This window comes from Streptomyces sp. NBC_01546 (assembly GCF_045208355.1).
Classification (GTDB): domain Bacteria; phylum Actinomycetota; class Actinomycetes; order Streptomycetales; family Streptomycetaceae; genus Streptomyces.
The window spans coordinates 4452443-4478868 of the sequence record NZ_CP109379.1; the positions used below are offsets into that span (position 1 = coordinate 4452443).

General features: G+C 72.8%; 21 protein-coding genes and 1 tRNA gene. 19 read left to right on the forward strand and 3 right to left on the reverse strand.

Annotated features, from left to right (window positions below; translation table 11 throughout):
* Positions 1-12 precede the first annotated feature (12 nt).
* A complete protein-coding gene (locus OHA89_RS20410; protein WP_215143444.1) occupies positions 13-834 on the forward strand; it encodes an oxidoreductase in 822 nt (273 codons plus the stop codon).
* A 391-nt stretch (positions 835-1225) separates the two neighbouring features.
* Here OHA89_RS20410 and OHA89_RS20415 read toward each other — a convergent pair whose 3' ends face one another.
* Positions 1226-2101: an HAD family phosphatase gene (locus OHA89_RS20415; protein WP_266609234.1), complete on the reverse strand. Its 876-nt coding sequence runs from the start codon at positions 2099-2101 to the stop codon at positions 1226-1228.
* 489 nt (positions 2102-2590) lie between these two features.
* Between OHA89_RS20415 and ssd the strand changes: the two genes are divergently transcribed.
* The 7 genes from ssd (at position 2591) to OHA89_RS20450 (ending at position 7500) form a co-directional block, all read left to right on the forward strand.
* On the forward strand, positions 2591-3724 hold the full coding sequence (gene ssd, locus OHA89_RS20420) for a septum site-determining protein Ssd (protein ID WP_266609235.1): 1134 nt from the start codon (positions 2591-2593) through the stop codon (positions 3722-3724).
* Entirely contained in the window at positions 3721-4869 is a 1149-nt protein-coding gene (locus OHA89_RS20425) for a TadA family conjugal transfer-associated ATPase (protein WP_266609236.1), read from the forward strand. Before ssd ends, OHA89_RS20425 begins: the two co-directional genes overlap by 4 nt.
* The gene (locus tag OHA89_RS20430) at positions 4866-5750 is read left to right on the forward strand and encodes a type II secretion system F family protein (RefSeq protein ID WP_266609237.1); all 885 of its coding nucleotides are present in this window, start codon (positions 4866-4868) and stop codon (positions 5748-5750) included. Before OHA89_RS20425 ends, OHA89_RS20430 begins: the two co-directional genes overlap by 4 nt.
* 162 nt (positions 5751-5912) lie before the next feature.
* Positions 5913-6530, forward strand: coding sequence for a type II secretion system F family protein (locus OHA89_RS20435; RefSeq protein ID WP_406366781.1), 618 nt, complete (start codon positions 5913-5915; stop codon positions 6528-6530).
* Between the two features lie 49 nt (positions 6531-6579).
* Positions 6580-6777: a DUF4244 domain-containing protein gene (locus OHA89_RS20440; RefSeq protein ID WP_257555616.1), complete on the forward strand. Its 198-nt coding sequence runs from the start codon at positions 6580-6582 to the stop codon at positions 6775-6777.
* Positions 6764-7150, forward strand: coding sequence for a TadE family type IV pilus minor pilin (locus tag OHA89_RS20445; protein WP_406366782.1), 387 nt, complete (start codon positions 6764-6766; stop codon positions 7148-7150). Before OHA89_RS20440 ends, OHA89_RS20445 begins: the two co-directional genes overlap by 14 nt.
* Complete coding sequence (locus tag OHA89_RS20450) at positions 7147-7500, forward strand: Rv3654c family TadE-like protein (protein ID WP_215149393.1); 354 nt, start codon at positions 7147-7149, stop codon at positions 7498-7500. Before OHA89_RS20445 ends, OHA89_RS20450 begins: the two co-directional genes overlap by 4 nt.
* Here the strand turns inward: OHA89_RS20450 and OHA89_RS20455 are convergent.
* On the reverse strand, positions 7436-9922 hold the full coding sequence (locus OHA89_RS20455; RefSeq protein WP_266609240.1) for a DEAD/DEAH box helicase: 2487 nt from the start codon (positions 9920-9922) through the stop codon (positions 7436-7438). The two genes, OHA89_RS20450 and OHA89_RS20455, sit on opposite strands and share 65 nt — an antisense overlap.
* Positions 9923-10003: 81 nt before the next feature.
* Here OHA89_RS20455 and bldG point away from each other — a divergent pair, with 81 nt between their 5' ends.
* The 11 genes from bldG to OHA89_RS20510 all read left to right on the forward strand — a co-directional run bounded on the left by bldG (position 10004) and on the right by OHA89_RS20510 (position 25959).
* A complete protein-coding gene (bldG, locus tag OHA89_RS20460) occupies positions 10004-10345 on the forward strand; it encodes an anti-sigma factor antagonist BldG (RefSeq protein WP_069920854.1) in 342 nt (113 codons plus the stop codon).
* Positions 10346-10446: 101 nt separating this feature from the next.
* The gene (locus OHA89_RS20465; RefSeq protein ID WP_215149391.1) at positions 10447-10887 is read left to right on the forward strand and encodes an ATP-binding protein; all 441 of its coding nucleotides are present in this window, start codon (positions 10447-10449) and stop codon (positions 10885-10887) included.
* Between the two features lie 256 nt (positions 10888-11143).
* Positions 11144-13546 (forward strand): sodium-translocating pyrophosphatase, encoded by a 2403-nt coding sequence (locus tag OHA89_RS20470; RefSeq protein ID WP_266609241.1) that lies wholly within the window; start codon positions 11144-11146, stop codon positions 13544-13546.
* Between the two features lie 162 nt (positions 13547-13708).
* Positions 13709-14275, forward strand: coding sequence for a small secreted protein (locus OHA89_RS20475; RefSeq protein ID WP_215149389.1), 567 nt, complete (start codon positions 13709-13711; stop codon positions 14273-14275).
* Between the two features lie 188 nt (positions 14276-14463).
* Positions 14464-15978, forward strand: a complete 1515-nt coding sequence (locus OHA89_RS20480; protein WP_257555622.1) for a class I SAM-dependent methyltransferase — start codon at positions 14464-14466, stop codon at positions 15976-15978.
* Positions 15979-16091: 113 nt separating this feature from the next.
* Complete coding sequence (locus OHA89_RS20485; RefSeq protein ID WP_215149387.1) at positions 16092-16289, forward strand: hypothetical protein; 198 nt, start codon at positions 16092-16094, stop codon at positions 16287-16289.
* A 264-nt stretch (positions 16290-16553) separates the two neighbouring features.
* Positions 16554-19376 (forward strand): type I DNA topoisomerase, encoded by a 2823-nt coding sequence (gene topA / locus OHA89_RS20490; protein WP_257555623.1) that lies wholly within the window; start codon positions 16554-16556, stop codon positions 19374-19376.
* Between the two features lie 135 nt (positions 19377-19511).
* The gene (tmk, locus tag OHA89_RS20495; protein ID WP_406366785.1) at positions 19512-22688 is read left to right on the forward strand and encodes a dTMP kinase; all 3177 of its coding nucleotides are present in this window, start codon (positions 19512-19514) and stop codon (positions 22686-22688) included.
* A 76-nt stretch (positions 22689-22764) separates the two neighbouring features.
* Positions 22765-23976 (forward strand): DNA polymerase III subunit delta', encoded by a 1212-nt coding sequence (locus tag OHA89_RS20500; RefSeq protein WP_266609243.1) that lies wholly within the window; start codon positions 22765-22767, stop codon positions 23974-23976.
* A gap of 199 nt (positions 23977-24175) precedes the next feature.
* Positions 24176-25705 (forward strand): alpha/beta hydrolase, encoded by a 1530-nt coding sequence (locus OHA89_RS20505; RefSeq protein WP_406366787.1) that lies wholly within the window; start codon positions 24176-24178, stop codon positions 25703-25705.
* Between the two features lie 180 nt (positions 25706-25885).
* A tRNA-Thr gene (locus OHA89_RS20510) sits at positions 25886-25959 on the forward strand.
* Between the two features lie 103 nt (positions 25960-26062).
* Here OHA89_RS20510 and OHA89_RS20515 read toward each other — a convergent pair.
* Complete coding sequence (locus OHA89_RS20515; protein WP_266609267.1) at positions 26063-26350, reverse strand: immunity 49 family protein; 288 nt, start codon at positions 26348-26350, stop codon at positions 26063-26065.
* Positions 26351-26426 lie beyond the last annotated feature (76 nt).

Genomic DNA, 26426 nt, shown 5'->3' on the forward strand with positions numbered 1-26426 from the left:
GGCTCCCTACTTATGAGTAGCACTTCTGACCCGTTGGCCGCCCTGGCCGGGCTGCCGGGTGTCGCCGAGTCCGTGGATTCCGTACGCAAGGCCGTGGACCGGGTCTACGGGCACCGGGTCATGCGCCGCCGCAGCGGCGAGATCACCTCGGAGGCCGCGCTGCGCGGTGCCCGCGGGAGCGCGGCCCTGTCCGGCGCGGACTGGGCGCTGGAAGAGGTGCGGCGCCGGACCGACTTCGGTTCGGAGCCCGAGGCGCTGACGGTGGGCGCCGCGCTGCGGCTCACGGCGGAGGCCGGTCAGCTGCTGAGCATCTGGCGCCAGTCGCCGCTACGGGTTCTGGCGCGGCTCCACCTGGTCGCGTCGGGGTCGACGACGGACGGGGACGTGGTGGGCCGGCCCCGCCTGGCGGGCGAGCCGGTGGACGAACCGCTGGTTGAGCTCCCGCTGCCGAGCGCCGAGGAGGTCGCGGGCCGGCTGGACGGCCTGTCCCGCCTGATCATCGCGGGCGGCTCCGCCCCGGCGCTGATCACGGCGGCGGTGGTGCACGGGGAGCTGCTGGCCCTGCGCCCCTTCGCCACCTACAACGGCCTGGTGGCGCGGGCGGCCGAGCGCATCGTCCTGATCAACAGCGGTCTGGACCCGAAGGCGATCTGCCCGGCGGAGGTCGGTCACGCGGAACAGGGACGGGACGCGTACCTGGCCGCCTTCGAGGGTTACGTCTCCGGGACCCCGGAGGGGATGGCCGCCTGGATCGCCCACTGCGGCCGCGCGATCGAACTCGGTGTGCGCGAGTCGACGGCGGTCTGCGAGGCGCTGCAGCGCGGCGCGGCCTGAGGTTTCCCGAGGTTCCCTGCGGTTCCGGAGGTTTTTTGCCCGGACATGGGTTGCGGCGACACCGTCTTGCTTTGGTGTCGCCGCTGGCACTTACGCCCAGTTACCAAGCGTCCTCGAAGGTTGCCCATCAGGTCGGGAACTTTGCCCGTCACCTGGTGCGGCTGGCCCGTAATCGACGGGTCGACGTCGCGTGGGTGCTCGGCGTTCATGCTTCGGTCCGTGGGCCTTACTGCGTTTTAAAGATGATCCTCTCGGATGTTCTTTGGTCTCGCGGGCCGTTGCTTTATTTGTACTCCGCTTGAGAGCCATGCGAAACCCCTGGCTCCACTTTTTACTTTCCAGGGCGAGCCGGGGCGAACCGGACAGCCTGTATCGCCCCAGGTCAGGACATTCAGGCGGACGTGGCGGCGGCCAGCGCATTCGCCCGGCGCCGGCTCGCGTACCAGACCAGCCCGGCGGTGGCGGCCGCCGCGCCCACGGCGGCTGCGGCGACGAGCGCGGGCCGCGCGGACAGCGACAGTCCGGGCAGCCGCTGCTTCAGCCGCACGGGACGGTTGAACACGAGCACCGGCCACTCCCGTGCCAGCGCCTCCCGGCGCAGCGCGCGGTCGGGATTGACGGCGTGCGGGTGTCCGACCGCCTCCAGCATCGGGATGTCGGTGGCCGAGTCGCTGTAGGCGTAGCAGCGGTCGAGGTCGTATCCCTCGGACTCCGCGAGCTCGCGGACGGCTTCCGCCTTCGTGGGTCCATAGGCGTAGTACTCGATCTCGCCGGTGAAGCAGCCGTCCTCGCCCACGACCATGCGCGTGGCGACGACGCGGTCGGCGCCGAGCATCTCCCCGATCGGCTCGACCACTTCCGCGCCGGAGGTCGACACGATCACCACGTCGCGCCCCGCGGTGTGATGGGCCTCGATGAGGGACGCGGCCTCGTCGTAGATGATCGGGTCGATGAGGTCGTGCAGGGCTTCCGCGACGATCTCCCGGACCTGCTGCACGTTCCACCCCTTGCAGAGGGCGGAAAGGTACTCGCGCATCCGTTCCATCTGATCGTGGTCGGCGCCGCCGGCCAGGAAGATGAACTGCGTGTACGCGGTGCGCAGCACGGCTCGCCGGTTGATCAGGCCGCCCTGGTAGAAGGACTTGCTGAACGTCAGGGTGCTCGACTTCGCAATGACCGTCTTGTCCAGGTCGAAGAAGGCTGCGGTACGAGGCGAGGAGTGCGGCAAGGGCTGATTTTCCACGCTCCGAGCATATGCGCCCACCATTCGGCGTAAGGTGTGGCGCGTGGGTTTGCCTGAGAAGGCTCTCGGGTACACCATGGAAGTCACGGATCGTTCGCGACCGTGCTAACCCGGTCTGGCTCCTCCCCCCCCGAGTCGGACCGTGGGGACGACCCCCGCTCTCCCCCCCGGCGGGGGTCGTCGCATGTCCGGACGCGGTTCGCGTCCCTGCCTTCGGCCCCAAGTGACCATCCCTGCGGCCCTCCTTGTCTCGCGGCGCCTCCACGGCGAAGGCCCTCACCTGTCCAGACTCGTGACGGAGCGTAGTGGTTCCGGCGCGCTCCGGAACTCACCTGCGAGGGTGATCGGGTTATTCACAATCGACTCGTTGTCCACAGTTTTCGAGCAAGATCCACTTCCTTTTGCTGATCGCTGCACGGTGATTCCAGCCGCGAAGTCCGCGGTGCTGGATTTTGCAGGGAGAAGGGGGCGGAGATCGTGGCTCGATCGAAGTCGTGTGAAACACCGGAGTCCGTGGCGACCGGGGCGGGGACCACGTCCGGGGCGCCGGTCGGGGGAGGTGGCGGACGTCCACTGATCATCACCGAGGATCCCCTGCTGCTCGACGACCTGCTGCGGCTGTGCGCCGCCGCGGGCGCCGAGCCGCACGTGCACCACGAGGTGCCGGAGCCGAGCGATGCGGGCGGCCCCGGCGGGAGTGTCGGCTGGGAGTCCGCGCCGCTGGTGCTGGTCGGGGACGACGCGGCCCGGCGGGTGCGCGGGGCGCCGCGCAGGGACGGCGTGTTCCTCGTCGGCCGGGACCTGGACGACCCCCTCGTGTGGCAGCGGGCGGTGGAGATCGGCGCCGAGGAGGTGCTGAGGCTCCCCGACGCCGAGAGCCGCCTGGTCGACCGCATCGCCGACGTGGTGGAGGGAGCCGGGCGGCCCGCACTCGCCGTCGGAGTGATCGGCGGCAGCGGCGGGGCCGGGGCCTCCACCCTCGCCTGCGCACTCGCCGTACGGGCCGCGCGCACCGGCGAGCGGACCATCCTCATCGACGGGGACCCGCTGGGCGGCGGCATGGACGTCCTGCTCGGGGGCGAGGCCGCCGAGGGCCTGCGCTGGCCCGACTTCGCGGGCTCGCGAGGACGGGTCGGCGCGGGAGCCCTGGAGGAATCCCTGCCCGAACTGCACGCCCTGCGCGTGCTCAGCTGGGACCGCGGGGACCGGGTGGTGGTGCCGCCCGCCGCGATGCGGTCGGTGGTGGCCGCAGCGCGCCGCCGGGGCGGGGTCGTGGTGGTCGACCTCCCGCGGAGGGTGGACGAAACCGTGGCCGAGGTGCTGGCCCAGCTCGACCTGGTGCTGATGGTGGTGCCGGGCGAACTGCGGGCGGTTGCCGCCGCGGGCCGGGTCGCGGCCGGAGTACGGATGGTGGCCCGGGACGTCCGCGTCGTCGTACGGGGGCGCTGCCCGGGCGGCCTCGAACCGGAGGCCGTGGCCGCGCTCCTGGGAGCGCCGCTGGCCGGTGAGGTGCCGCTCGAGGTGGGGCTCCCGGGCCGGGTGGCCGAGGGGGAACCACCGGGGGCGCAGGGGCGGGGAGCGCTGGCCCGCTTCTGCGACGGCTTCTGGCAGCACGCGCTCGGCTCCGCCCAGGGGGTGCCGGCATGAGCGCCGTGCTGCTGGACGCGGTGCGCCGGCGGCTCGCCGAGACCGGGGCGGAGCCGACCCCGGCGCGGGTGGCGGCGGCCCTGCGGGCGCAGGGCCGACTGCTGGGTGACGCGGAAGTGCTCGGTGTCGCCGCCGAGTTACGGTCCGAGCTGGTCGGCGCGGGCCCGCTGGAGCCACTGCTCGCCGACCCGGAGGTCACCGACGTGCTGGTGGCGGCCCCCGACCGGGTGTGGGTGGACCGGGGCGGCGGGCTGGAGCTGACCGGGGTGACCTTCGAGGGCCCCGAGGCCGTGCGCAGGCTCGCCCAGCGGCTGGCCGCCGTGGCGGGACGCCGGCTGGACGACGCCCGGCCCTGGGTGGACGCCCGGATGCCGGACGGCACCCGGCTGCATGCGGTGCTCCCACCGGTGTCGGTCGGGTCTGCCTGCCTTTCGCTGCGCGTGGTACGGCCGCGGGCCTTCACGCTGGAGGAGCTCGTCGCGGCGGGCACACTGCCGCCCGGCGGACACCGGCTGCTCCGGGAAATGGTCGAGGCCCGGCTGTCCTTCCTCGTCTCGGGCGGGACCGGAACGGGCAAGACCACCCTGCTCAGTGCCCTGTTGGGCTTGGTCGGCCCAGGTGAGCGGATCGTGCTGGCCGAGGATTCGGCCGAGCTGCGCCCCGACCATCCGCACGTGGTGCGGCTGGAGACCCGGCCCGCCAACCAGGAGGGCGCGGGCCTGGTCACGCTGGCCGATCTGGTGCGGCAGGCGCTGCGGATGCGCCCCGACCGGCTGGTGGTCGGCGAGGTCCGTGGACCCGAGGTCGCGGATCTCCTGGCGGCTTTGAACACGGGACACGAGGGAGGCTGCGGCACGGTCCATGCCAATGCCGCCGCCCACGTGCCGGCCCGACTCGAGGCCTTGGGGACGGCCGCCGGGCTCGACCGGGCCGCCCTGCACAGCCAGTTGGCGGCAGCGCTGACCCTGGTGGTCCACCTCGTAAGGGACCGGGAAGGGCGGCGCCGGGTGGCCGAGGTGCACGTGCTGGAGCGGGATGCCGCCGGGCTGGTGGTCACCGTACCGGCGCTGCGCTGGGCCGCGCGGGGCTTCGTACGGGAGCGGGGCTGGGAGCGGCTGCGTCCGTTGCTGCGAGGTGTCCGGTGAGCCCCGGGGCGGCGCTGCCCGTGCCGGTGTTCGCCGGGGTGCTGTGTGCCGGGGCGGCCGCCTGGGGGCTGACCGGCGGAGACCGGGTGTCGCGGCGGGCCCGGGTGGTGCTGGCCGGGGGTGGTCCGGTGGTGCCTCGCGGGCCGGCCCCCCTGGAGTGGCTGCTGGTCGCCGTACGGGTCCGGTCGGCGCGGTGGCGGGAGTGGGCCGGCCTCGGGGCCGGGCTGCTGGTCGCGGTGCTCGGCGGGTCGGTGATCCCCGTGCTGGCCGGGGCCGCCGCGGTGCCGCTGGTGCGGCGGTGGCTGCGGGCACGGGCGCGGGAGCGGGCCCGGGCGGCGAGGGCAGCCGAGGTCGTGGCGCTGTGCGGTGCGGTGGTGGGGGAGCTGCGGGCGGGAGCCCAGCCCGGGCAGGCCCTGACGGCCGCGATACGGCGGACGGCGCCCGGCCCCGGTGGTCCCGGGGCGGCGGAGGCAGGGGTGCTGGCCGCCGCGGCGTTCGGCGGGGACGTGCCGGGGGCGATGCGCCAGGCGGCCCGCGAGCCCGGCGCGGAGGGACTGGCGGGGATGGCTGCCTGCTGGCGGGTCTCGGTGGACGGCGGTGCGGGCCTGGCCGCCGGGCTGGACCGGCTGGAAGGCGCTCTGCGGGCCGAGCGGGACCGGCAGGAGTCGCTGCGGGCCCAGCTGGCGGGGGCGCGGTCCACGGCGGTGGTGCTCGCCCTGCTGCCCCTGGTGGGCCTGCTGATCGGCACCGGGCTGGGTGCGGATCCGCTGCGCGTGCTGCTGCACACCCCGATCGGGTGGGGCTGCCTGGTCGCGGGCGCACTGCTGGAGGCGCTGGGGCTGCTGTGGTGCCGGCGGATCGTACGGATGGGGGAGCGGTGATGGGCGGTTTCGCGGTCCACAGGCTGGGGATCGTGCTGTGTCTGGCGGTGGCGGCGCTGACTGCGGTGTCCGCGCTTGCGGCGCGGCTGCGGGAGCGGCGGGCCCGGCGCAGGATCGGGCTCCTGCTCGGGGTGCGGCCGGGCCCGCGGGAGCCGGTGTGGCGTGCCCGGTTGCGCGGCGCGGCGCCCGGGCGGGTGGGCCGCGCCGGCCGGGGCGCTGCTGGCGGGCTGGGTGCTTGTCGGCGGTGTGGCCGGTGTGGCCGTCGGTGGTCTGGCGGCGCTCGGAGCGCGGCGCTGGCAGACCAGGGCGCGCCCGCCGGCGGGGGTGGATCCGCGGGAGGTGGAGCGTCAGCTTCCGTTCGCCGCCGATCTGTTGGCCGCGTGTCTGGCGGCCGGGGCCGGTCCGGTGGAGGCCGCCGAGGTCGTGGGGGAGTCGCTGGGCGGCCCGGTGGGCGAGCGGCTGGCGCGGGCCGGGGCGGAGCTGCGGCTCGGCGGTGAACCGGGAGCCGGGTGGGGGAGGTTGGCGGAGATACCGGGCGCCCGTGCCCTCGCGGAGTGCCTGGAGCGGGCAGCCCGGACGGGGGCTCCCGCATCGGAACCGGTCTCCCGGCTCGCGTCGGCCCTCCGGGAGGACCGGGGCCGGCAGGCGGGCGCGAGGGCGCAGCGGGCGGCGGTGCTCATCACGGCCCCGGTGGGGCTGTGTTTCCTCCCCGCATTTCTGGCGATCGGGGTCGCACCGGTGGTGATCGGAATGGCCTCCGGCCTTCTCTCGAACACCTGACGTCACATTAACCACTTGCATCAACAACGGAAATCAACAGGAGGTTGCCATGAGGATCATCTGGTTTCGTGTGCGGACGGCACTGCGCGGTCGCGGAGGCGATGCGGGGATGTCCACTTCGGAATACGCCATGGGCACGATCGCGGCCTGTGCGTTCGCCGCTGTTCTGTACAAGGTGGTGACGAGTGAAGTGGTCTCCACGGCCCTTCAGTCGACCATCGGGAAGGCACTCGATGTGCCGTTCTGAGGGCGACTCCGGAGCAGGGCGGAAAAGGGGAGACCGGGGATATGTGACGGCGGAGGCGGCCCTGGTGATTCCGGCTCTGGTCCTCTTCGCCGCGCTGCTGGTGTGGGCGCTGATGGCGGCGGCCGCGCAGATCCGGTGTGTGGACGCGGCCCGGGCCGGCGCCCGGGCGGCGGCCCGGTCGGAGCCCGCGGAGGTGGCGGTGGCGGCGGCCCGGGCGGCCGCGCCGTCGGGGGCTCGAGTGGAGCTGGAGCGGGAGGGAGACCTCTGGCGGGTACGGGTGGCGGCCCCGGCTCCGGGCCCGCGCGGACTGCCGGTACGGCTCGGGGCGCAGGCGGTGGCCCTGGCGGAGGACAGCGTGGAGCCGCCGCCGTGAGCCGGGACCGGGGTTCGGCGACCGTGTGGGCGGTGCTGGTGGCGACGGTGCTGGGGGCGGTGTTCGGCGGTGTGCTGCTGCTCGGTCAGGCGGTGGTGGCCCGGCATCGGGCGGCGGCCGCCGCGGACCTGGCGGCCCTCGCGGCGGCGGCGTACTGGGCCCACGGGCCGGAGACGGCCTGTGCCGCGGCGCTGCGGGTGGCCCGGGCGCAGGGCGCGGCCCTGGCCGCCTGCAGCCTCCGGGGCGAGGTCGCGGAGGTCACGGCCCGCCCGGCGGCCGGGACCTTCACCCCGGCGATCCGGGCCCGTGCGGGTCCGCCTCGGGAGGGGATTGCGCCAGGAGGCGGGTGAGGAGGCGGATGGCGCCGCGCTTGTGGAGCGGGTCGTTGCCGTTGCCGCACTTGGGCGACTGGATGCAGGAAGGGCAGCCGGCCTCGCATTCGCAGGCCGCGATGGCGTCGCGGGTCGCCGTCAGCCAGGCGCGGGCCGTGTGGAAGGCCCGCTCCGCGAATCCGGCGCCGCCGGGGTGGCCGTCGTAGACGAAGACCGTGGGGAGGAGGGTGTCGGGATGCAGCGGCACGGAGACGCCGCCGATGTCCCAGCGGTCGCAGGTGGCGAACAGCGGGAGCAGGCCGATGGAGGCGTGCTCGGCGGCGTGCAGGGCGCCGCCGAGAATCTCCGGGTTGATCCGGGCCTCGTCGAGCTGGTCCTCGGTGACCGTCCACCACACGGCCCGGGTGCGCAGGGTGCGGGGCGGCAGGTCCAGCTTGGTCTCGCCCAGCACCTCGCCGGTGATCAGCTTGCGGCGCAGGTAGGAGACGACCTGGTTGGTGACCTCGACCGAGCCGTAGCAGAGCCGGGCCGGGCCCCAGGGGACCTCGGTCTCGGTCTCCAGGACGGAGATGGAGGTGGTGTCGCGGGCGGTGGTGGAGAAGGGCGGGTTCGCCTCTTCCACGAGGGCCACCGAATCCTCGAGGTCCAGGCGCTTCACGAGATACGTGCGGCCCTGGTGCAGGTGGACGGCCCCGTCGTGGACGGCGGTGTGGGCGGCCGACTCGTCGACCGTGCCCAGCAGCCGCCCGGTCGAGGCCTCGACGATCTGCACCGGGCGGCCGCCGCCGCCCCGGATGTCGGTCAGGTCCGAGGCCCGCTCCCGGCGGGTCCAGTGCCAGGCCGTGGCCCGCCGGCGGAGCAGTTTCGCCGCTTCGAGCTGGGGGAGGAGGTCCTTGGTCGCCGGGCCGAAGAGCTCCAGGTCCGTATCGGTCAGCGGGAGCTCCGCCGCGGCCGCGCACAGGTGGGGGGCGAGGACGTACGGGTTGTCGGGGTCCAGCACGGTGGCTTCCACGGGCTGCCGGAACAGCGCCTCGGGGTGGTGGACGAGGTAGGTGTCCAGCGGGTCGTCGCGGGCGATCAGCACGGCCAGGGCGCCCTGGCCCGAGCGCCCGGCCCGGCCCGCCTGCTGCCACAGGGAGGCCCTGGTGCCCGGGTACCCGGTGATCAGGACGGCGTCCAGGCCCGAGACGTCCACGCCCAGCTCCAGGGCGGTCGTGGCGGCCAGGCCCAGCAGCTCGCCCGAGTGCAGGGCCCGCTCCAGGGCCCGGCGCTCCTCGGGCAGGTAGCCGCCCCGGTAGGCGGCGACCCGCCGGGCCAGCGAGCGGTCCACCTCGGAGAGTCGTTCCTGGGCGATCACGGAGATCAGCTCGGCGCCGCGCCGGGAGCGCACGAAGGCGACCGTACGGACCCCCTGGAGGACCAGGTCGGTCAGCAGGTCCGCGGTCTCGGCCGTGGCCGTACGGCGTACGGGCGCGCCCTTCTCGCCCCGCAGCTCGGTGAGGAGCGGCGGCTCCCAGAGGGCGAAGACCACCTCGCCGCGCGGCGAGGCGTCGTCGGTGATCTCGATCACGCGGGTTCCGGTCAGCCGGGAGGCTGCCGCCGCCGGGTCGCTGGCCGTGGCCGAGGCCAGCAGGAACACCGGATCGGAGCCGTAGCGGGCGCACAGCCGCCGCAGCCGGCGCAGCACCTGGGCCACGTGCGAGCCGAAGACCCCGCGGTAGGTGTGGCACTCGTCGATCACGACGTAGCGCAGGGCCTTCAGGAAGGAGGACCAGCGCGGGTGGGCCGGGAGGATGCCGCGGTGCAGCATGTCGGGGTTGGTGAGGACGTAATTGGCGTACTGACGCACCCATTCGCGTTCTTCTACCGGCGTGTCGCCGTCGTACACGGCGGGGCGGACGGCGTTGCCGAGCGGGGCGGCCAGTTCCCGTACGGCGCGCCGCTGATCGGCCGCCAGGGCCTTGGTGGGGGCCAGGTACAGGGCGGTGGCACCCCTGCCGTTCGGGGCCTCGGCGCCGTCCGCGAGGGCGGAGAGCACGGGCGCCAGATAGGCCAGCGACTTGCCCGAGGCGGTGCCGGTGGCGACGACCACGGACTCGCCGTCCAGGGCGTGCTCGGCCGCCGCGGCCTGGTGTTCCCACGGATGGCCGATCCCGGCTGCCTCAATTGCGGCTACGACATCCGTTCGGATGCGGTCGGGCCAGACTGCATGACGGCCCTCCCGAGGGGGCAAGTGCTCCGTATGGGTGATGCGCGCAGCCCGGGAAGACCCCCGTGACAGCCGGTCGAGGACCGTGCCGGGGGTGGGTCGAGGGTCCGCGGGTGCCGTGGGCCGACCGGGACGGTGAGTATTGGCCATTGGAACCGAGTGTGTCACTGGCGTGCGGGACAATGGTCCCAAGGCGTCGTGCGCGCCTGCCGGTAAGTGATTGAATGCCATCGCGGCAGCCAATCCCTCGCCTACCTTCGGGTGGGGAGGCCCCTGGGGGGCGCCGCTCGATAGCAAGGTGCTGGAGGATCCGTGGACCTGTCCCTGTCGACTCGCACTGTCGGCGACCGTACGGTCGTAGAGGTCGGTGGCGAGATTGATGTGTATACCGCGCCCAAGCTGCGCGAGCAGTTGGTCGAGTTGGTGAACGACGGCAGCTACCACCTGGTTGTCGACATGGAGCGAGTGGACTTCCTCGACTCCACCGGACTTGGTGTGCTCGTGGGAGGCCTCAAGCGCGTCCGCGCGCACGAGGGTTCGCTGCGTCTGGTGTGCAACCAGGAGCGCATCCTGAAGATCTTCCGCATCACTGGTCTGACCAAGGTGTTCCCGATCCACACCTCCGTGGAAGACGCCGTCAACGCCACCGACTGACGGCTCCCGAAGACTGGGAGCCGAAGAGGAGAGCGGGGGTACCGGGCCGCTGATGGCCCGGGCCCCTGTCCAGGCACGCCCGTAGTCCGAGGGGGACGCGCATGGCCACAGTTGAACTGCGCTTCAGCGCCCAGCCCGAACACGTCCGGACGGCCCGCTTGGTCGCGGCCGCCGTGGCGCGCCGGGCCGGAGTGGAGGAAGCCGTCCTCGACGAGGTCCGCCTCGCCGTGGGCGAGGCCTGCTCGCGTGCCGTCGGACTGCACCGCAGCAACGGACTGACCGCGCCCGTCCGGGTCGTCCTGACCGAGGAGGAGAAGGTGTTCTCCATCGAGGTCGGCGACGAGGTTCCCGGACCGGGCGGCGGCCCGGCCGATGCCGTGTCCGGCATCGCGGCCGTCCTGGACCCCGACATCGAGGGCGAGGACGAGATGGGCCTCGCCGTGATCAGCGGGCTCGTCGACGACGTCGAGGTGACCAGTGGGGAATCGGGCGGGACCATCCGGATGAGCTGGCCCGTCGCGGGGGGCTCCGACCTGCCGTAGATCCACAGCGCGCGGATTCCTTCGTATCTTCCGATCTTTATCAAGGCCCTGCTGAGCAGGGCCTTTTCCATTTCCCTAGATCAATGACCGGGCGTCAATGCCTTTGCCCCATTACTTCTTTCGGGGGTAATGGAGTGACGCGATCTATTGCTGAGGAGCGAGAGCACGCCAATTCCGTTTCCTGCGCACTGTTTTGATCAGGGTGCGCTCCCTACAATCCGTCCACATCTTGAGCTCATCACGTCAAGGAGGACGAATGACGGGGCTCTTCACCCCTATCGCGCCGGATCGCACCTCTGATCTGGCAGCCGCAGTACTCACCGATGAGAATCGGCTCATCGTGATCGTCATCGCGGCCGTGGCACTGGCCGCGCTCGTCGTCGCGCAGATCCTGGTCCGCCAGGTGCTCGCCGCCGACGAGGGAACCGACAGCATGAAGAAGATCGCCGCGGCGGTTCAGGAGGGCGCCAACGCCTACCTGGGCCGTCAGCTGCGCACCCTCGGCGTCTTCGCCGTCGTGGTGTTCTTCCTGCTCTTCCTGCTCCCCGCCGACACCTGGTCACAGCGGGCGGGACGTTCCGCCTTCTTCCTCGTGGGCGCCCTCTTCTCGGCGGCCACCGGCTACATCGGCATGCGGCTCGCGGTCCGCGCCAACGTCCGCGTGGCCGCCGCCGCACGCGAGGCCACCCCCGCCGAGGGCGAGCCCGCCAAGGACCTGACCGAGGTCTCCCACAAGGCGATGAGAATCGCCTTCCGTACGGGTGGCGTGGTCGGCATGTTCACCGTCGGCCTCGGCCTGCTCGGCGCCTCCTGCGTCGTGCTGGTCTACGCGGCCGACGCGCCCAAGGTCCTGGAGGGCTTCGGGCTCGGCGCCGCGCTGATCGCGATGTTCATGCGTGTCGGCGGCGGCATCTTCACCAAGGCCGCCGACGTCGGCGCCGACCTGGTCGGCAAGGTCGAGCAGGGCATTCCGGAGGACGACCCGCGCAATGCCGCGACCATCGCCGACAACGTGGGCGACAACGTCGGCGACTGCGCCGGAATGGCCGCCGACCTCTTCGAGTCGTACGCCGTCACCTTGGTGGCCGCGCTGATCCTCGGCAAGGCCGCCTTCGGCGACCTGGGCCTGGCCTTCCCGCTGATCGTCCCCGCGATCGGCGTGATCACGGCCATGATCGGCATCTTCGCGGTCTCCCCGCGCCGCAGCGACCGCAGCGGCATGACCGCCATCAACCGCGGCTTCTTCATCTCCGCCGTGATCTCCCTGGTGCTGGTCGCGATCGCCGTCTACGCCTACCTGCCGGCCACCTACAAGGAGCTGGAGGGCGTCGAGAGCGCCGCGATCCTGAACCACTCCGGCGACCCGCGCGTGCTGGCCGTCGTATCCGTGGCGATCGGCATCGTCCTCGCGGCCCTGATCCAGCAGCTGACCGGCTACTTCACCGAGACCAACCGCCGTCCCGTCCGGGACATCGGCAAGTCCTCCCTCACGGGAGCGGCCACCGTCATCCTCGCCGGCATCTCGGTCGGCCTGGAATCCGCGGTCTACACGGCGCTGCTGATCGGCCTCGGCGTCTACGGGGCGTTCCTGCTCGGCGGTACGTCGATCCTGCTCGCGCTCTTCGCGGTGGCCCTGGCCGGCACCGGCCTGCTCACCACCGTCGGCGTCATCGTCGCCATGGACACCTTCGGGCCCGTCTCCGACAACGCTCAGGGCATCGCCGAGATGTCCGGCGACGTCGAGGGCGCCGGGGCGCAGGTGCTGACCGACCTGGACGCGGTGGGCAACACCACCAAGGCCATCACCAAGGGCATCGCCATCGCCACGGCCGTGCTCGCCGCGGCCGCGCTGTTCGGCTCGTACAACGACGCGATCGCCACCGCGGTCAGGGAAGTCGGAGCCAAGGCCGGGGAGATGAACCTCAGCCTGGACATCGCGCAGCCCAACAACCTCGTGGGGCTGATCCTGGGCGCGGCGGTCGTGTTCCTGTTCTCGGGCCTGGCCATCAACGCGGTCGCCCGCTCCGCGGGCGCCGTGGTCTACGAGGTGCGCCGCCAGTTCCGCGAGCACCCCGGGATCATGGACTACTCCGAGAAGCCCGAGTACGGGCGCGTCGTGGACATCTGCACCAAGGACGCGCTGCGCGAGCTCGCCACGCCCGGCCTGCTCGCCGTCCTCACCCCGATCGCCGTGGGCTTCTCCCTCGGTGTCGGCGCCCTCGGCTCCTTCCTCGCGGGCGCCATCGGCACGGGCACGCTCATGGCGGTCTTCCTCGCCAACTCCGGCGGCGCGTGGGACAACGCGAAGAAGCTCGTCGAGGACGGCCACCACGGCGGCAAGGGCAGCGAGGCCCACGCGGCGGTCGTCATCGGCGACACGGTCGGCGACCCGTTCAAGGACACCGCCGGTCCGGCCATCAACCCGCTGCTCAAGGTCATGAACCTGGTGGCGCTGCTCATCGCCCCGGCCGTCGTGCAGTTCAGCTACGGCGCGGACGCCAGTCCGACCGTACGGGCGGTCGTCGCGGTCCTCGCGATCGGCGTCATCGTCGGCGCGGTGTACATCTCCAAGCGCCGCGGCATCGCCGTCGGCGACGAGACCGAGGGCGGAGCCGCCGAGCGGGTGGGCCAGCCGGCCGACCCCGCGACGGTCTCCTGACCCGAGGCACGACAGCGGCAGGGGCAGGGCCGGGCAGGGCCGGCCGTACGCCCGAAGGGCGGACAGGCGGCGCGGACTGACGCGCCGTCTGTCCGCCTTTGTGCGTCCCCGGATGGCGGCCGTGTATCTTCCGGGCCGAGAGCCTTCGAAGGGACCAATCCGGTGAACAAGAAGTTTGCGGCCGCATTGTCGGGCGGTGCGGCACTGATGCTCGTGCTGTCCGGCTGCGGTGGGGACGACGGCGACAAGAAGGCCGACGCCTGGGCCAAGAAGGTCTGTGACCAGTGGCAGCCCGAACTCAACAAGGTCGAGTCGGCCAACGCCGAGATCAAGCGCGTGGCGACGGAGAGCAGCAAGCCCGAGGAGGTCCAGAAGACCGACTCGGCGGCGTTCGCGACCATGTCCGAGTCGTACAAGACCATGGGGACCGCGCTGCAGCAGGCGGGAGTTCCGCCGGTCAAGAACGGCCAGGCCACCCTGGACGCGGCGGCCAAGGGCTTCGAGGAGACCTCCAAGGGCTACGCCGACCTGAAGGCCAAGATGGACGCCCTCGACGTCAAGGACCAGACGAAGTTCGCCGAGGGCCTCAAGGAGCTCGCGGGCGGCCTTCAGGAGGCCACGAAGGGCGGCAAGGACGCACTCGCCCAGCTCAACGCGGGCGGCCTGGACAAGGCGATGAACACCCAGAAGGGCTGCCAGGTCGCGGCGCCCTCGCCGTCGCCCAAGTAACCCGGTGAGCCGGTGAGCTGACGACGGCGGTGAGCTGACGGCGGCCGGGGCGGCCGTGTCCCGGAAGGGGGCCCGGCCGCCCCGTCGCACGCCCGGCCAGGGCACGTCGCGCCGATGCCCGCGGCGATGCCCGCGCCGACGCCAGCGCGGGCGCACGCATTGTCCGCCCCAGCGGCCACAATGGTGGGGTGAGTACCACCAGCCTTCCCTCGCCCGACCACACCGCCGAGCTGCGCACCGCACTGCTGGCCGCCGGCTTCACCGCCGACGGGCTGCTCGACCTGCTCGGCGCCCCCGCCTACGCCGCGCTCGCCCGCAGCGAGACGGTCCCCGCCCTGCGCGCCACCCGCGTCGGCGGCGACGGCCCGCTCGCCACGCTGGTCCGGCTGTTCCTGCTCCAGCAGCCCGTCCCGTACGTGCACGCCGCGGGCGCGCTGCCCGTCGAGGCGGCCCTCGCCGACGGCTGGCTGCGGCGGGAGGGCGACGAGGTGCACGCCACCGTCGACGTGCGCCCGTACGGCGGTCCGGACGGCGAGGACTGGTTCATCGTCTCAGACCTCGGCTGCGCCGTCGGCGGGGCCGGCGGGATCGGCAGCCGGGAGGAGGGGGTGGTCCTCGGGGTCGGCGGCGCGTCCACCACCCTGGCCGGGATCACCGTCCGCATCCCGGTGGGTTCCGCCCTCGACCTCGGCACCGGATCGGGCATCCAGGCGCTGCACGCGGCGCAGCACGCCACCCGGGTCACGGCCACCGACGTCAACCCCCGGGCACTGGAATTCACCCGGCTGACGCTGGCGCTGTCCGGCGCCCCGGAGGCCGAACTGGTCACCGGGTCGCTCTTCGAGCCGGTCGGGGACGCGACGTACGACCTGATCGTGTCCAACCCGCCGTTCGTGATCTCGCCCGGCGCCCGCCTCACGTACCGGGACGGCGGCATGGGCGGCGACGACCTGTGCCGGACCCTGGTCCAGGAGGCCGGCGCGCACCTCAACCCCGGCGGGTACGCGCAGTTCCTGGGGAACTGGCAGCACGTGGAGGGCGAGGACTGGCACGACCGGGTCCGCTCCTGGGTGCCGCGCGGCTGCGACGCGTGGATCGTGCAGCGTGACGTGCAGGACGTGACGCAGTACGCCGAGCTGTGGCTGCGCGACGCGGGCGACCACCGCACCGACCCCGCCGAGTACGCGCGGCGGTACGAGGACTGGCTGGACGAGTTCGAGGCCCGCAAGACGAAGTCCGTCGGCTTCGGGTGGATCACCTTGCGCCGGACGGACGAGGCCGAGCCCTCGATCGTGGTGGAGGAGTGGCCGCACTCGGTGGAGCAGCCGCTCGGCGAGACCGTCCTGGCCCACTTCGCCCGGCAGGACTACCTGCGCGAACACGATGACGCGGCTCTGCTGGAGGGCTACTTCCTGCTGGCCGGAGAGGTGGTGCAGGAGCAGGTCGGCGCGCCCGGCGCGGAGGACCCGGAGCACGTCGTGCTGCGGCAGAACCGCGGAATGCGCCGCGCGACCAAGGTCGACACGGTCGGAGCGGGCTTCGCCGGAGTGTGTGACGGCTCACTGAGTGCGGGCCGGATCCTGGACGCGATCGCGCACCTGGTGCAGGAGGATCCGATCGTCCTGCGGGACCGGACCCCGGAGGCGATCCGGATGCTGGTCGAGCAGGGCTTCCTGGAGCCCGTCACGGGCCCCGGGCAGTAGCCGAACCCGGGATGTAACCCTGGGTTCGCCCGCCGTACCCAAACGGCTGGGAGGCTCTCGCGGAGCGGGATCCGGGGGGATCCCGGGAGCGGCCCAGGGGTAGGGAGAGCGGCATGGAAAGCGGCCCGGCGATCTTCGCGGGTGCGGTGTTCCTGCTGTTCGGGGCCGCTCTGCTGGCCTGGACGGGGGCGCGCGCCCTGCGCGGCGCGCCGGTGGCCGAGGGCGTGCGCCCCGTCGTGGCCGTGCCGCTGGCACTGCTCGCCGGCGGGGTGTCGCTGGCCCTCGGGGCGTGGTGTCTCACCAGGCTCTGACACGGGCCCCGGCCGGTCTGATCCGGCCGCGAAAGCCGACGTGAGAGCGGGTGCGGGGGCGGGGCCAGACGGCCCCCCGGACACTCGGCCCGGTGACCGGAAGGGGCCCGGCGCGGCATCCGGGCGGCAGAAATGGCACTTGTCGGGTTACCGTTCGAGTGGCCGTTGCGGGCTTGTGCCGTTTGACACGGGGGCGGGTTGTACCGTCACACTCCGCAGCGTCGCCGTACTGCGACCGAGTGCCGACCGGAGAGAAGAGCCAAGTTGTCCCCGACTAGCGAGACCGCAAAGGGCGGCCGCCGACTCGTCATTGTCGAGTCCCCTGCCAAGGCGAAGACGATCAAGGGCTACCTCGGCCCGGGATACGTCGTCGAGGCGAGCGTCGGGCACATTCGCGACCTCCCGAACGGCGCGGCCGAGGTTCCCGACAAGTACACCGGCGAGGTCCGCCGCCTCGGCGTGGACGTCGAGCACGACTTCGCGCCGATCTACGTCGTCAACGCGGACAAGAAGGCGCAGGTCCGCAAGCTGAAGGACCTGCTGGCCGAGTCCGACGAGCTCTTCCTCGCCACCGATGAGGACCGCGAGGGCGAAGCCATCGCGTGGCACCTGCAGGAAGTCCTCAAGCCCAAGGTCCCCGTCCACCGGATGGTCTTCCACGAGATCACCAAGGACGCGATCCGCGACGCCGTCGCCAACCCGCGCGAGCTGAACCAGCGCATGGTCGACGCCCAGGAGACCCGCCGCATCCTCGACCGCCTCTACGGCTACGAGGTCTCGCCGGTCCTGTGGAAGAAGGTCATGCCGCGGCTGTCGGCCGGGCGCGTCCAGTCGGTGGCCACCCGCATGGTCGTCGAGCGGGAGCGCGAGCGCATCGCCTTCCGCTCCGCCGAGTACTGGGACCTGACCGGCACCTTCGGCACCGGCCGCACCGGTGACGCCTCCGACCCCTCGACGCTGGTCGCCCGCCTGAACACGGTGGACGGCAAGCGCGTCGCGCAGGGCCGCGACTTCGGCTCGAACGGGCAGCTCAAGAGCGAGGTGCTGCACCTCGACGAGGCGAACGCCCGGTCGCTCGCCGCCGCGCTGGCGGACACCTCGTTCGCCGTCCGCTCGGTCGAGTCCAAGCCGTACCGCCGCTCCCCGTACGCGCCGTTCCGTACGACGACGCTCCAGCAGGAGGCCTCGCGCAAGCTGGGCTTCGGTGCGAAGGCGACCATGCAGGTGGCCCAGAAGCTGTACGAGAACGGCTTCATCACCTATATGCGTACGGACTCCACGACGCTCTCCGACACCGCGGTGTCGGCGGCGCGGGCACAGGTCACGCAGCTCTACGGGGCCGACTACCTGCCGGAGAAGCCGCGCGTCTACGCGGGCAAGGTCAAGAACGCCCAGGAGGCGCACGAGGCGATCCGGCCTTCGGGTGATCGTTTCCGCACTCCGGCCGAGACGGGCCTGACGGGTGACCAGTTCCGCCTGTACGAGCTGATCTGGAAGCGGACCGTCGCCTCCCAGATGAAGGACGCGGTCGGCAACAGCGTCACCGTGAAGATCGGCGGCCGGGCGAGCGACGGTCGGGACGCCGAGTTCACCGCCTCCGGCAAGACGATCACCTTCCACGGCTTCATGAAGGCCTATGTGGAGGGCGCGGACGACCCGAACGCCGAGCTCGACGACCGCGAGAAGCGCCTGCCGCAGGTCGCGGAGGGCGACGCGCTCGCCGCCGAGGAGATCACGGCGGACGGCCACTCGACCAAGCCGCCGGCCCGCTACACCGAGGCCTCGCTGGTCAAGGAGCTGGAAGAGCGCGAGATCGGCCGCCCGTCGACGTACGCGTCGATCATCGGCACGATCCTCGACCGCGGCTACGTCTTCAAGAAGGGCACGGCGCTCGTGCCGTCCTTCCTGTCGTTCGCCGTGGTGAACCTCCTGGAGACGCACTTCGGCCGGCTGGTCGACTACGACTTCACCGCGAAGATGGAGGACGACCTCGACCGCATCGCGCGGGGCGAGGCCCAGTCCGTGCCGTGGCTGAAGCGGTTCTACTTCGGCTCGGAGGACGCGACCGAGGTCGTGCCCGCCGACGGTGACCACCTCGGCGGTCTGAAGGAGCTGGTCACGGACCTGGGCGCGATCGACGCCCGGGAGATCTCCTCCTTCCCGGTCGGCGAGGGCATCGTGCTGCGGGTCGGCCGCTACGGGCCGTACGTCGAGCGGGGCGAGAAGGACGCGGAAGGCCACCAGCGGGCCGACGTACCGGACGACATGGCTCCGGACGAGCTGACGGTCGAGTACGCGGAGGAGCTGTTCGCCAAGCCGAGCGGCGAGTTCGAGCTCGGCAAGGACCCGGTCAGCGGGAACGAAATCGTCGCCAAGGACGGTCGCTACGGGCCGTACGTGACGGAGATCCTTCCCGAGGGCACGCCGAAGACGGGCAAGAACGCGGTCAAGCCGCGGACGGCCTCGCTCTTCAAGTCGATGTCCCTGGACACGGTCACGCTCGACGACGCGCTGAAGCTGATGTCGCTGCCGCGGGTGGTCGGCGCGGACGCGGAGGGCGTGGAGATCACGGCCCAGAACGGCCGCTACGGCCCGTACCTGAAGAAGGGCACGGACTCGCGGTCGCTGGAGACCGAGGACCAGCTGTTCTCGATCACGCTGGACGAGGCGCTGGCCATCTACGCGCAGCCCAAGCAGCGGGGCCGGGCCGCGGCCAAGCCGCCGCTGAAGGAGCTGGGCACGGACCCGGTCAGCGAGAAGCCGGTGGTGGTCAAGGACGGCCGCTTCGGGCCGTACGTGACGGACGGCGAGACGAACGCGACGCTGCGGCGGGACGACGACGTCGAGACGATCACGCCGGAGCGGGGCTACGAGCTGCTCGCGGAGAAGCGGGCGAAGGCCCCGGCCAAGAAGACGGCGAAGAAGGCCCCCGCCAAGAAGGCCCCGGCGAAGAAGGCGACGGCGACGAAGGCCGCTGCCGCGAAGAAGACGACGGCGGCCAAGAAGACGACGACCGCGGCGAAGAAGACCACGGCCAAGAAGACGGTCGCGAAGAAGGCTGCGGCCGCCCCGGCGGCGGACGAGTAGCCTCCGCACCCGGCCCCCGAACCCCTCCCCGGGGTGCGGGGGCGGGGCGGAGCCCCGGAGAGGTGGGGCCGGGGTCACACCGGACCTTGTCCACAGGCCTCCGCAACGGCCAAGCGCAGCGGATAGGCTGGGCGGATGACGCGAGCCGAGCAGCCAACGGTCGTGACCGCCCCGGCGAACCCCACCTACGACGAAGCCCTAGCCGCGGATTCCCGCGAGCGTGCGGTGCGCGCACTGCTGCGCACCCCCAGGCTGCGCCGGCTGTGGAGCGCCCAGCTGGTGAGCGGCATCGGTGATGCCCTCGCCCTGCTGGTGCTGGTGCTGCTGGCCCTTCAGGCAGCCGTCTCCGAAGGAGCCTTCGGCGGCGGCTACCGGGGCGCGGCCCTCGCCGTGGCCGTCGTCTTCGGGGTCCGGATCCTCGCCACCCTGTCCTTCGGCGCGGTCCTGCTGGGCCCGCTCTCCGGTCTGCTCGCCCCAGGCGGCAAGCTGGACCGCCGCTGGACGATGATCGGCGCCGACGGGGTCCGGCTCGGGCTCTTCGTCGTCGCCCCGCTGTGGCTCGACTGGATCCCGGCCCACGCCCTCACCGCGCTGCTGGCCACCGTCTTCGTCGCCGGCGCCGCCGAGCGGCTGTGGACCCTGGCCAAGGAGAGCGCCGCTCCCGCCCTGCTGCCCGTGCCGCCGCCGGAGGGAGCGACCGTACGGCCGCTGCCGGACCACCTGGACGCGCTGCGGCGGCTGACCCTGCGTACTTCCTTCGCGGCGCTCCCGATCGCCGCGGCCGCGCTGCTCGCCGCCACCCTGGTCGGCAAGGCCCTCGGGCTCGGCGTCGACTGGTTCGCCGCGAACCAGGCCGCGCTCGGCTCGTACGTGGCCTCCGGCCTCTTCGCGGCGTCCGTGTCGCTGCTGCTGCCGCTGGTGCTGCCGGGGGCGAAGACCCCGCGGCCCCGTTCGCCGCTGGAGGGCCTGCGTGCCCCCAAGACCGGCGACCGGCCCGACAAGGGCCGTACCGGAGTCATCCCGCTGCTGGTCCTGGCCTGCGCGGCGGTCGCCGGAGCGGTGTCCTGCGCCGTGGCCGTGGCCGTACTGCACGCCCTCGACCTCGGCGGAGGCCCGGCGGCCTTCGCGCTGCTCGTCCTCGCGCTGGTCGGCGGCACCGCCGCCGGCATCCGGGCCACCCAGGCCGGCAAGGTGCTGCCCGCCCTGTCCCGGCGCCGCCTGCTGGCCCTCGCCATAGCGGTGGCCGGGCTCGCGCTGCTGCTGACCGGACTGGTCCCCGACACGGCGACCGTGCTGTTCCTGTCGCTGCTCGCCGGCACCGCCGCGGGCGTCGCCGCCAACACCGGCCACACCCTGCTGGACCAGGAGACCGAAGAATTCCGCCGGGCCCGGGTCACCGAGCACCTGCACGCGGTCGTACGGGTGGCCGTGGCGCTCGGGGCCGTCGTCGCCCCGGTGCTGGCCGCGCTGATCGGGCCGCACCGGCTGGGCGGGGGCGAGGTCGTCTTCGCACACGGCGGCGCCGCCTTCACCCTGATGCTGGTCGGCGCGCTGCTGCTGCCGGTCGCGGCCGTGGTCCTGGCCAAGGCCGACGACCGCGGCGGCGTCCCCCTGCGGCGCGACCTGCGCGAGGCGCTGCGCGGCGGGGAGCCGGTGCAGGCGCCGTCCGGCACCGGGTTCTTCATCGCCCTGGAGGGCGGCGACGGAGCCGGCAAGTCCACCCAGGTCGAGGCGCTGGCCGACTGGATACGGGGCAAGGGCCACGAGGTCGTCGTGACCCGCGAGCCGGGGGCCACCCCGGTCGGCAAGCGGCTCCGCTCGATCCTGCTCGACATCTCCTCGGCCGGGCTGTCGAACCGTGCTGAGGCACTGCTGTACGCCGCCGACCGCGCGGAGCACGTGGACACGGTGGTGCGCCCGGCCCTGGAGCGCGGCGCGGTGGTCATCTCGGACCGCTACATCGACTCCTCCGTGGCCTACCAGGGCGCGGGCCGCGACCTCTCCCCGACCGAGATCGCCCGGATCTCGCGCTGGGCCACCGGCGGGCTCGTCCCGAACCTGACCGTGCTGCTCGACGTATCGCCGGAGGCGGCGCGCGAGCGGTTCACGGAGGCTCCGGACCGGCTGGAATCGGAGCCGGCGGAGTTCCACCAGCGGGTGCGGTCCGGATTCCTGACCCTGGCCGCCTCCGACCCAGGCCGCTACCTGGTGGTCGACGCGGGCCAGGACCCGGACTCGGTGACCACCGTCGTACGGCACCGGCTGGACCGGATGCTCCCGCTCTCCGAGGCCGAGGTGGCCGCCCAGGCGGAGGCCCGGCGCCTCGCCGAGGAGGAGACCCGGCGCAAGGCGGAGGCGGAGGCCGCGCGCAAGGCGGAGGAAGCCCGGCTGAAGGCCGAGGAGGAGGCCCGCCTCGCGCGTGAGGCCGAGGCGGCCCGGATCAAGGCCGAGGCGGAGGCCGCCCGCAAGGCGGAGGAGGAGCGGATCCGCGCCGAGGAGGAGGCCCGGGCCCGGGCCGAGGCCGAGCGGCTGCGCGCGGAGGCCGAGGAGAAGGCACGGGCGGCCGAGCAAGAACGGCTGCGCCGGCAGACCGAGGAGGAGGGCCGGCTGCGGGCCGAAGCCGAGGAGCGGCGGCTGGAGAAGCAGCGGCGGGCCGAGGAGGCCCTGCTGAAGGCCGAGGAAGCGCGTCGGCTGGCGGCGGCAGCGGCTGCCGAGGCGGCGGCCCAGGCGTCGGCTGCCGCGGCGGCTTCGGCGGCTGCTGCGGCTCCGGCTCCGGCTGCGGCTCCGGCTCCGGCTGCGGCTCCGGCTGCTCCTGCTCCTGCCGAACCGGCTCCGGCTGCTCCGGTTGCTCCTGCTCCGGAGGCGGACGGTCCGCATCCGGACGACGCCGTCACGCTCGAGACCCCGGCGCTCAGGCGGGTCGTCCAGCCCGACGACATCACGCAGACCGTCCCCGTCCCGAAGGTCGACACGACGAAGCCGCCGGTGCGGCCGACCGACGAGACGGCCGTACTGCCCCCCGTACGCCCGCAGGCCTCGCGGCCCACGGCGCGGCGCACCGAGGAGAACCCGGCCGACCGGGTGCCGCCCGGCATCTTCCGGGACTCCGGCAGCGCCGGCGCCCCCGGCGAGGACCGGACGCGGGAGCTCCCGCTCCTCGGCGACGACGGCCGCCCCCGTAGGCCGCGTTCGGACTGGGCCGAGGAGACCCCGCTGGACGATCTGCCGACGCTGGCGGACGAACTGCTGGGCCGCCACCGGGACGACGAGTACGGCGACGACGGTGAGCGGGGCCCGCGCCGCGGGCGCTGACCTGGGCGGGACCGGATTGTCAGTGCCGCGCGCCACAATGGGTGCACGCAGAGTGAAGTGAAAGGTGGTGGGCGGGATGCCCGTATGGGACGACCTGGTGGGACAGGAGCGGGTCCAGAAGCAGCTCGCCGCCGCCGCCCGCGATGCCGACGCCCTGGTCACGGCGATCACGGACGGGACGGCGCCGCCCGCCGCGTCCAAGATGACCCACGCCTGGCTGTTCACCGGGCCGCCCGGCTCGGGGCGGTCCACCGTCGCCCGGGCCTTCGCGGCCGCCTTGCAGTGCACCAGCCCGGACCGCGCCCTCGGGGGCGAGCCGGGCTGCGGGTTCTGCGACGGCTGCCACACCACCGTGATCGGCACGCATTCGGATGTGGAGATCGTCCGGACCGATCTGCTGTCGATCGGTGTGAAGGAGACCCGCGAACTGGTGCGCCGGGCACAGCTTTCCCCGGCCGTGGGCCGCTGGCAGGTCATCGTCCTGGAGGATGCCGACCGGCTCACCGAGGGTGCGGGCAACGTGATCCTCAAGGCCGTGGAAGAGCCCGCTCCGCGGACGGTGTGGCTTCTGTGCGCTCCCTCGCTGGAGGACGTGCTGCCCACGATCCGCTCCCGCTGCCGGCACCTGACCCTGCGCACCCCACCGGTCCACGCCGTGGCCGAGGTGCTGGTCCGGCGCGACGGCATCGAGCCTTCCGTCGCCGCGGCCGCCGCCCGCGCGACCCAGGGGCACATCGGCCGGGCCCGCAGGCTCGCGACCGACGAGGCCGCCCGCTCCCGCCGCGCCACCGTGCTGAAGCTCCCGCTCCGCGTCGATGACGTGGGCGGCTGCCTCAAGGCGGCGCAGGAGCTCGTCGACGCCGCCGCCGAGGACGCCAAGCAGGTCGCGGAGGAGGTCGACACCAAGGAGACCGAGGAGCTGAGGGCCGCGCTCGGCGCCCAGGCGGGCGCCGGCAGCCGGATGCCGCGCGGCACGGCGGGTGTGATGAAGGAGCTGGAGGACCGGCAGAAGCGCCGCCGCACCCGGACCCAGCGCGACAGCCTGGACCTGGCGCTGACCGACCTCACCGGCTTCTACCGGGACGTGCTGGCCCTGCAGCTCGGCTCGTCCGTGGCCATCGCCAATGAGGAGATACGGCAGGACCTCGACCGGATCGCCCGCGCCTCGGGTCCCGAGCGGACCCTGCGCCGGATCGAGGCGATCATCGCCTGCCGGGAGGCCCTGGACCGCAATGTGGCCCCCCTGCTCGCGGTCGAGGCGATGACGATGTCCCTGCGCGCGGGCTGACCGGTACCGGCCCAGACGTCCACTTCCGGTTGACCGGCTCACCCGTACGGGCGGACCGGCCGCCTGAGCCGGGACAGGCCCCGTCCATGCCCGCTCCGAGCCCGGTCCGTGCCCCGCCCGGTACGGGCCGCGAATGGCGCGGGGCCGCCCGGTGCAGGGCCGCGGCCTGCCCTCCGCCGACAGGACGTAGGCTCCGGGGATGGACACCAGGCGCCTGCTGCGTACCACCGGGACCGTGATCGCAGCCGCCGGGCTGCTGCTCGCCGGATGCACCTCCGGCGAGTCGGCGGAGCCCCGGGCGTCCGCATCCTCCGATCCGGCGGCGCTGCGCCCGTACTACGAGCAGAAGCTGAGCTGGCGCGACTGCGGTGTCCCCGGGTTCCAGTGCTCGACCATGAAGGCCCCGCTGGACTACGCGAACGCCGGCTCCGGCCAGGACGTCGACATCGCGGTGGCCCGCCGCCAGGCCACCGGTCCGGGCAAGCGGCTCGGTTCCCTGGTGGTCAACCCGGGCGGCCCGGGCGGATCCGGCATCGGGTACCTCCAGGCGTACGCGGGGATCGGCTATCCCGCGCCCGTCCGCGCCCGGTACGACATGGTCTCCTTCGACCCGCGCGGGGTGGACCGCAGCAGCCCCGTCGAGTGCCTCACCGGCCCGGCGATGGACAAGTACACACAGGTGGACCAGACGCCGGACGACGCGGCCGAGCGGGCCCAGCTGGTGGCGGCCTTCAAGGAGTTCGCCGCCGGCTGCCAGGCGCGCTCGCAGCGGATCCTGCCGCACGTTTCGACCGTCGACGCGGCCCGCGACATGGACCTGCTGCGCGCGGTGCTCGGTGACGAGAAGCTCACGTACGTCGGCGCCTCGTACGGCACCTTCCTGGGGGCCACGTACGCGGATCTCTTCCCGGGCCGGGTCGGCCGGCTGGTCCTGGACGGCGCGATGGATCCCGCCCGCCCGGCGGTCGACCTGAACCGGGACCAGACGGCGGGCTTCGAGACGGCCTTCACCGCCTTCGCGAAGGACTGCGCGAAGCAGCCCGGCTGCCCGCTCGGCAAGGGCAGCCCGGACCAGGTGGCGGCGCGCCTCAAGGAGTTCCTCCGCAAGGTCGACGCCCAGCCCGTTCCGACCGGGGAGGCGGACCGCCCGCTGGGCGAGGCCCTCGCGACGACGGGGGTGATCGAGGCGATGTACGACGAGGGCGCCTGGCCGCAGCTGCGCGAGGCGCTGACGGCGGCGATGGACGGCGACGGGTCGTCCCTGCTTGCCCTCGCCGACAGCTACTACCAGCGCGAGCCGGACGGCAAGTACCCCAACCTGATGTTCGCGAACGCCGCCGTCAACTGCCTGGACCAGCCCCCGGCCTTCACCGGCCCGGATGCGGTCGAGTCCGCCCTGCCGTCCTTCGAGAAGGCCTCCCCGGTCTTCGGGGAGGGCTTTGCCTGGGCCTCGCTGAACTGCACGTACTGGCCGGCGAAGGCCACGGGCACGGCGAAGCCACTGACCGCGAAGGGCGCCGCGCCGATCCTGGTGGTCGGCACCACCCGCGACCCCGCGACCCCGTACAAGTGGGCCCAGGCCCTGGCGGGCCAGCTCGAGTCGGGCACCCTCCTCACGTACGACGGCGACGGCCACACGGCGTACGGCCGCGGCAGCGACTGCATCGACACCTCGATCAACCAGTACCTCCTGGAGGGCAAGGTCCCGGCGGACGGCAAGAAGTGCTGAAGCCGCTCCGCTCCCAGTGCCCGGCCCCTGTGGTCCCTCCGGGGCCACAAATATGTCCAAATATGTGATGTACCTCCCACCCCGCAGAACCCGGTTCAGGGCACCCTCCGACACCCTGTAGACTTGGCGCCGCTGCTGATGAGAGCACCTCTTCGAGGGAATACTTGTCTGACCAGCGGTGCCGCCTTAGCTCAGTTGGCCAGAGCAACGCACTCGTAATGCGTAGGTCTCGGGTTCGAATCCCGAAGGCGGCTCTGTAGAAGCCCCAGGACTCACTCGCCGTGACCTGGGGCTTTTGCTATTTCCGGGTACGGAGGCCGGGCCCACCGGGCGAGGGAGGCCGCTCGGGGGCACCCGTCAGGCGTCCACCTCGCTGGCCCAGTCGAACTCCAGCAACTCCTTCGGCTCCTTCGGCAAGTACTCGGACTCGACCTCGATCGGCATGCCGGCGTCACGGGCCATACAGGCGATGGCGAGCGGGCCGAGGGCGACCAGACCCTCACCGCTCCGGGACCGGGCCTCGATCGCGGCCCAGTACTCCTTGTGCCACGTGAGAGCCTCGGCCAACGCCTCGTTGAACAGCTCGCTCTCCTGGCTCAGATAGCGGTGGAAGAGATTGAGCGGCGGATACAGGATCTTCAGCATCAGCTCCTTGTCCGCGATCCGTATGTGCGCGGTCCGTGCCGTCGACAGCGCGGACCAAGGTGTCCCATGTCTCCTG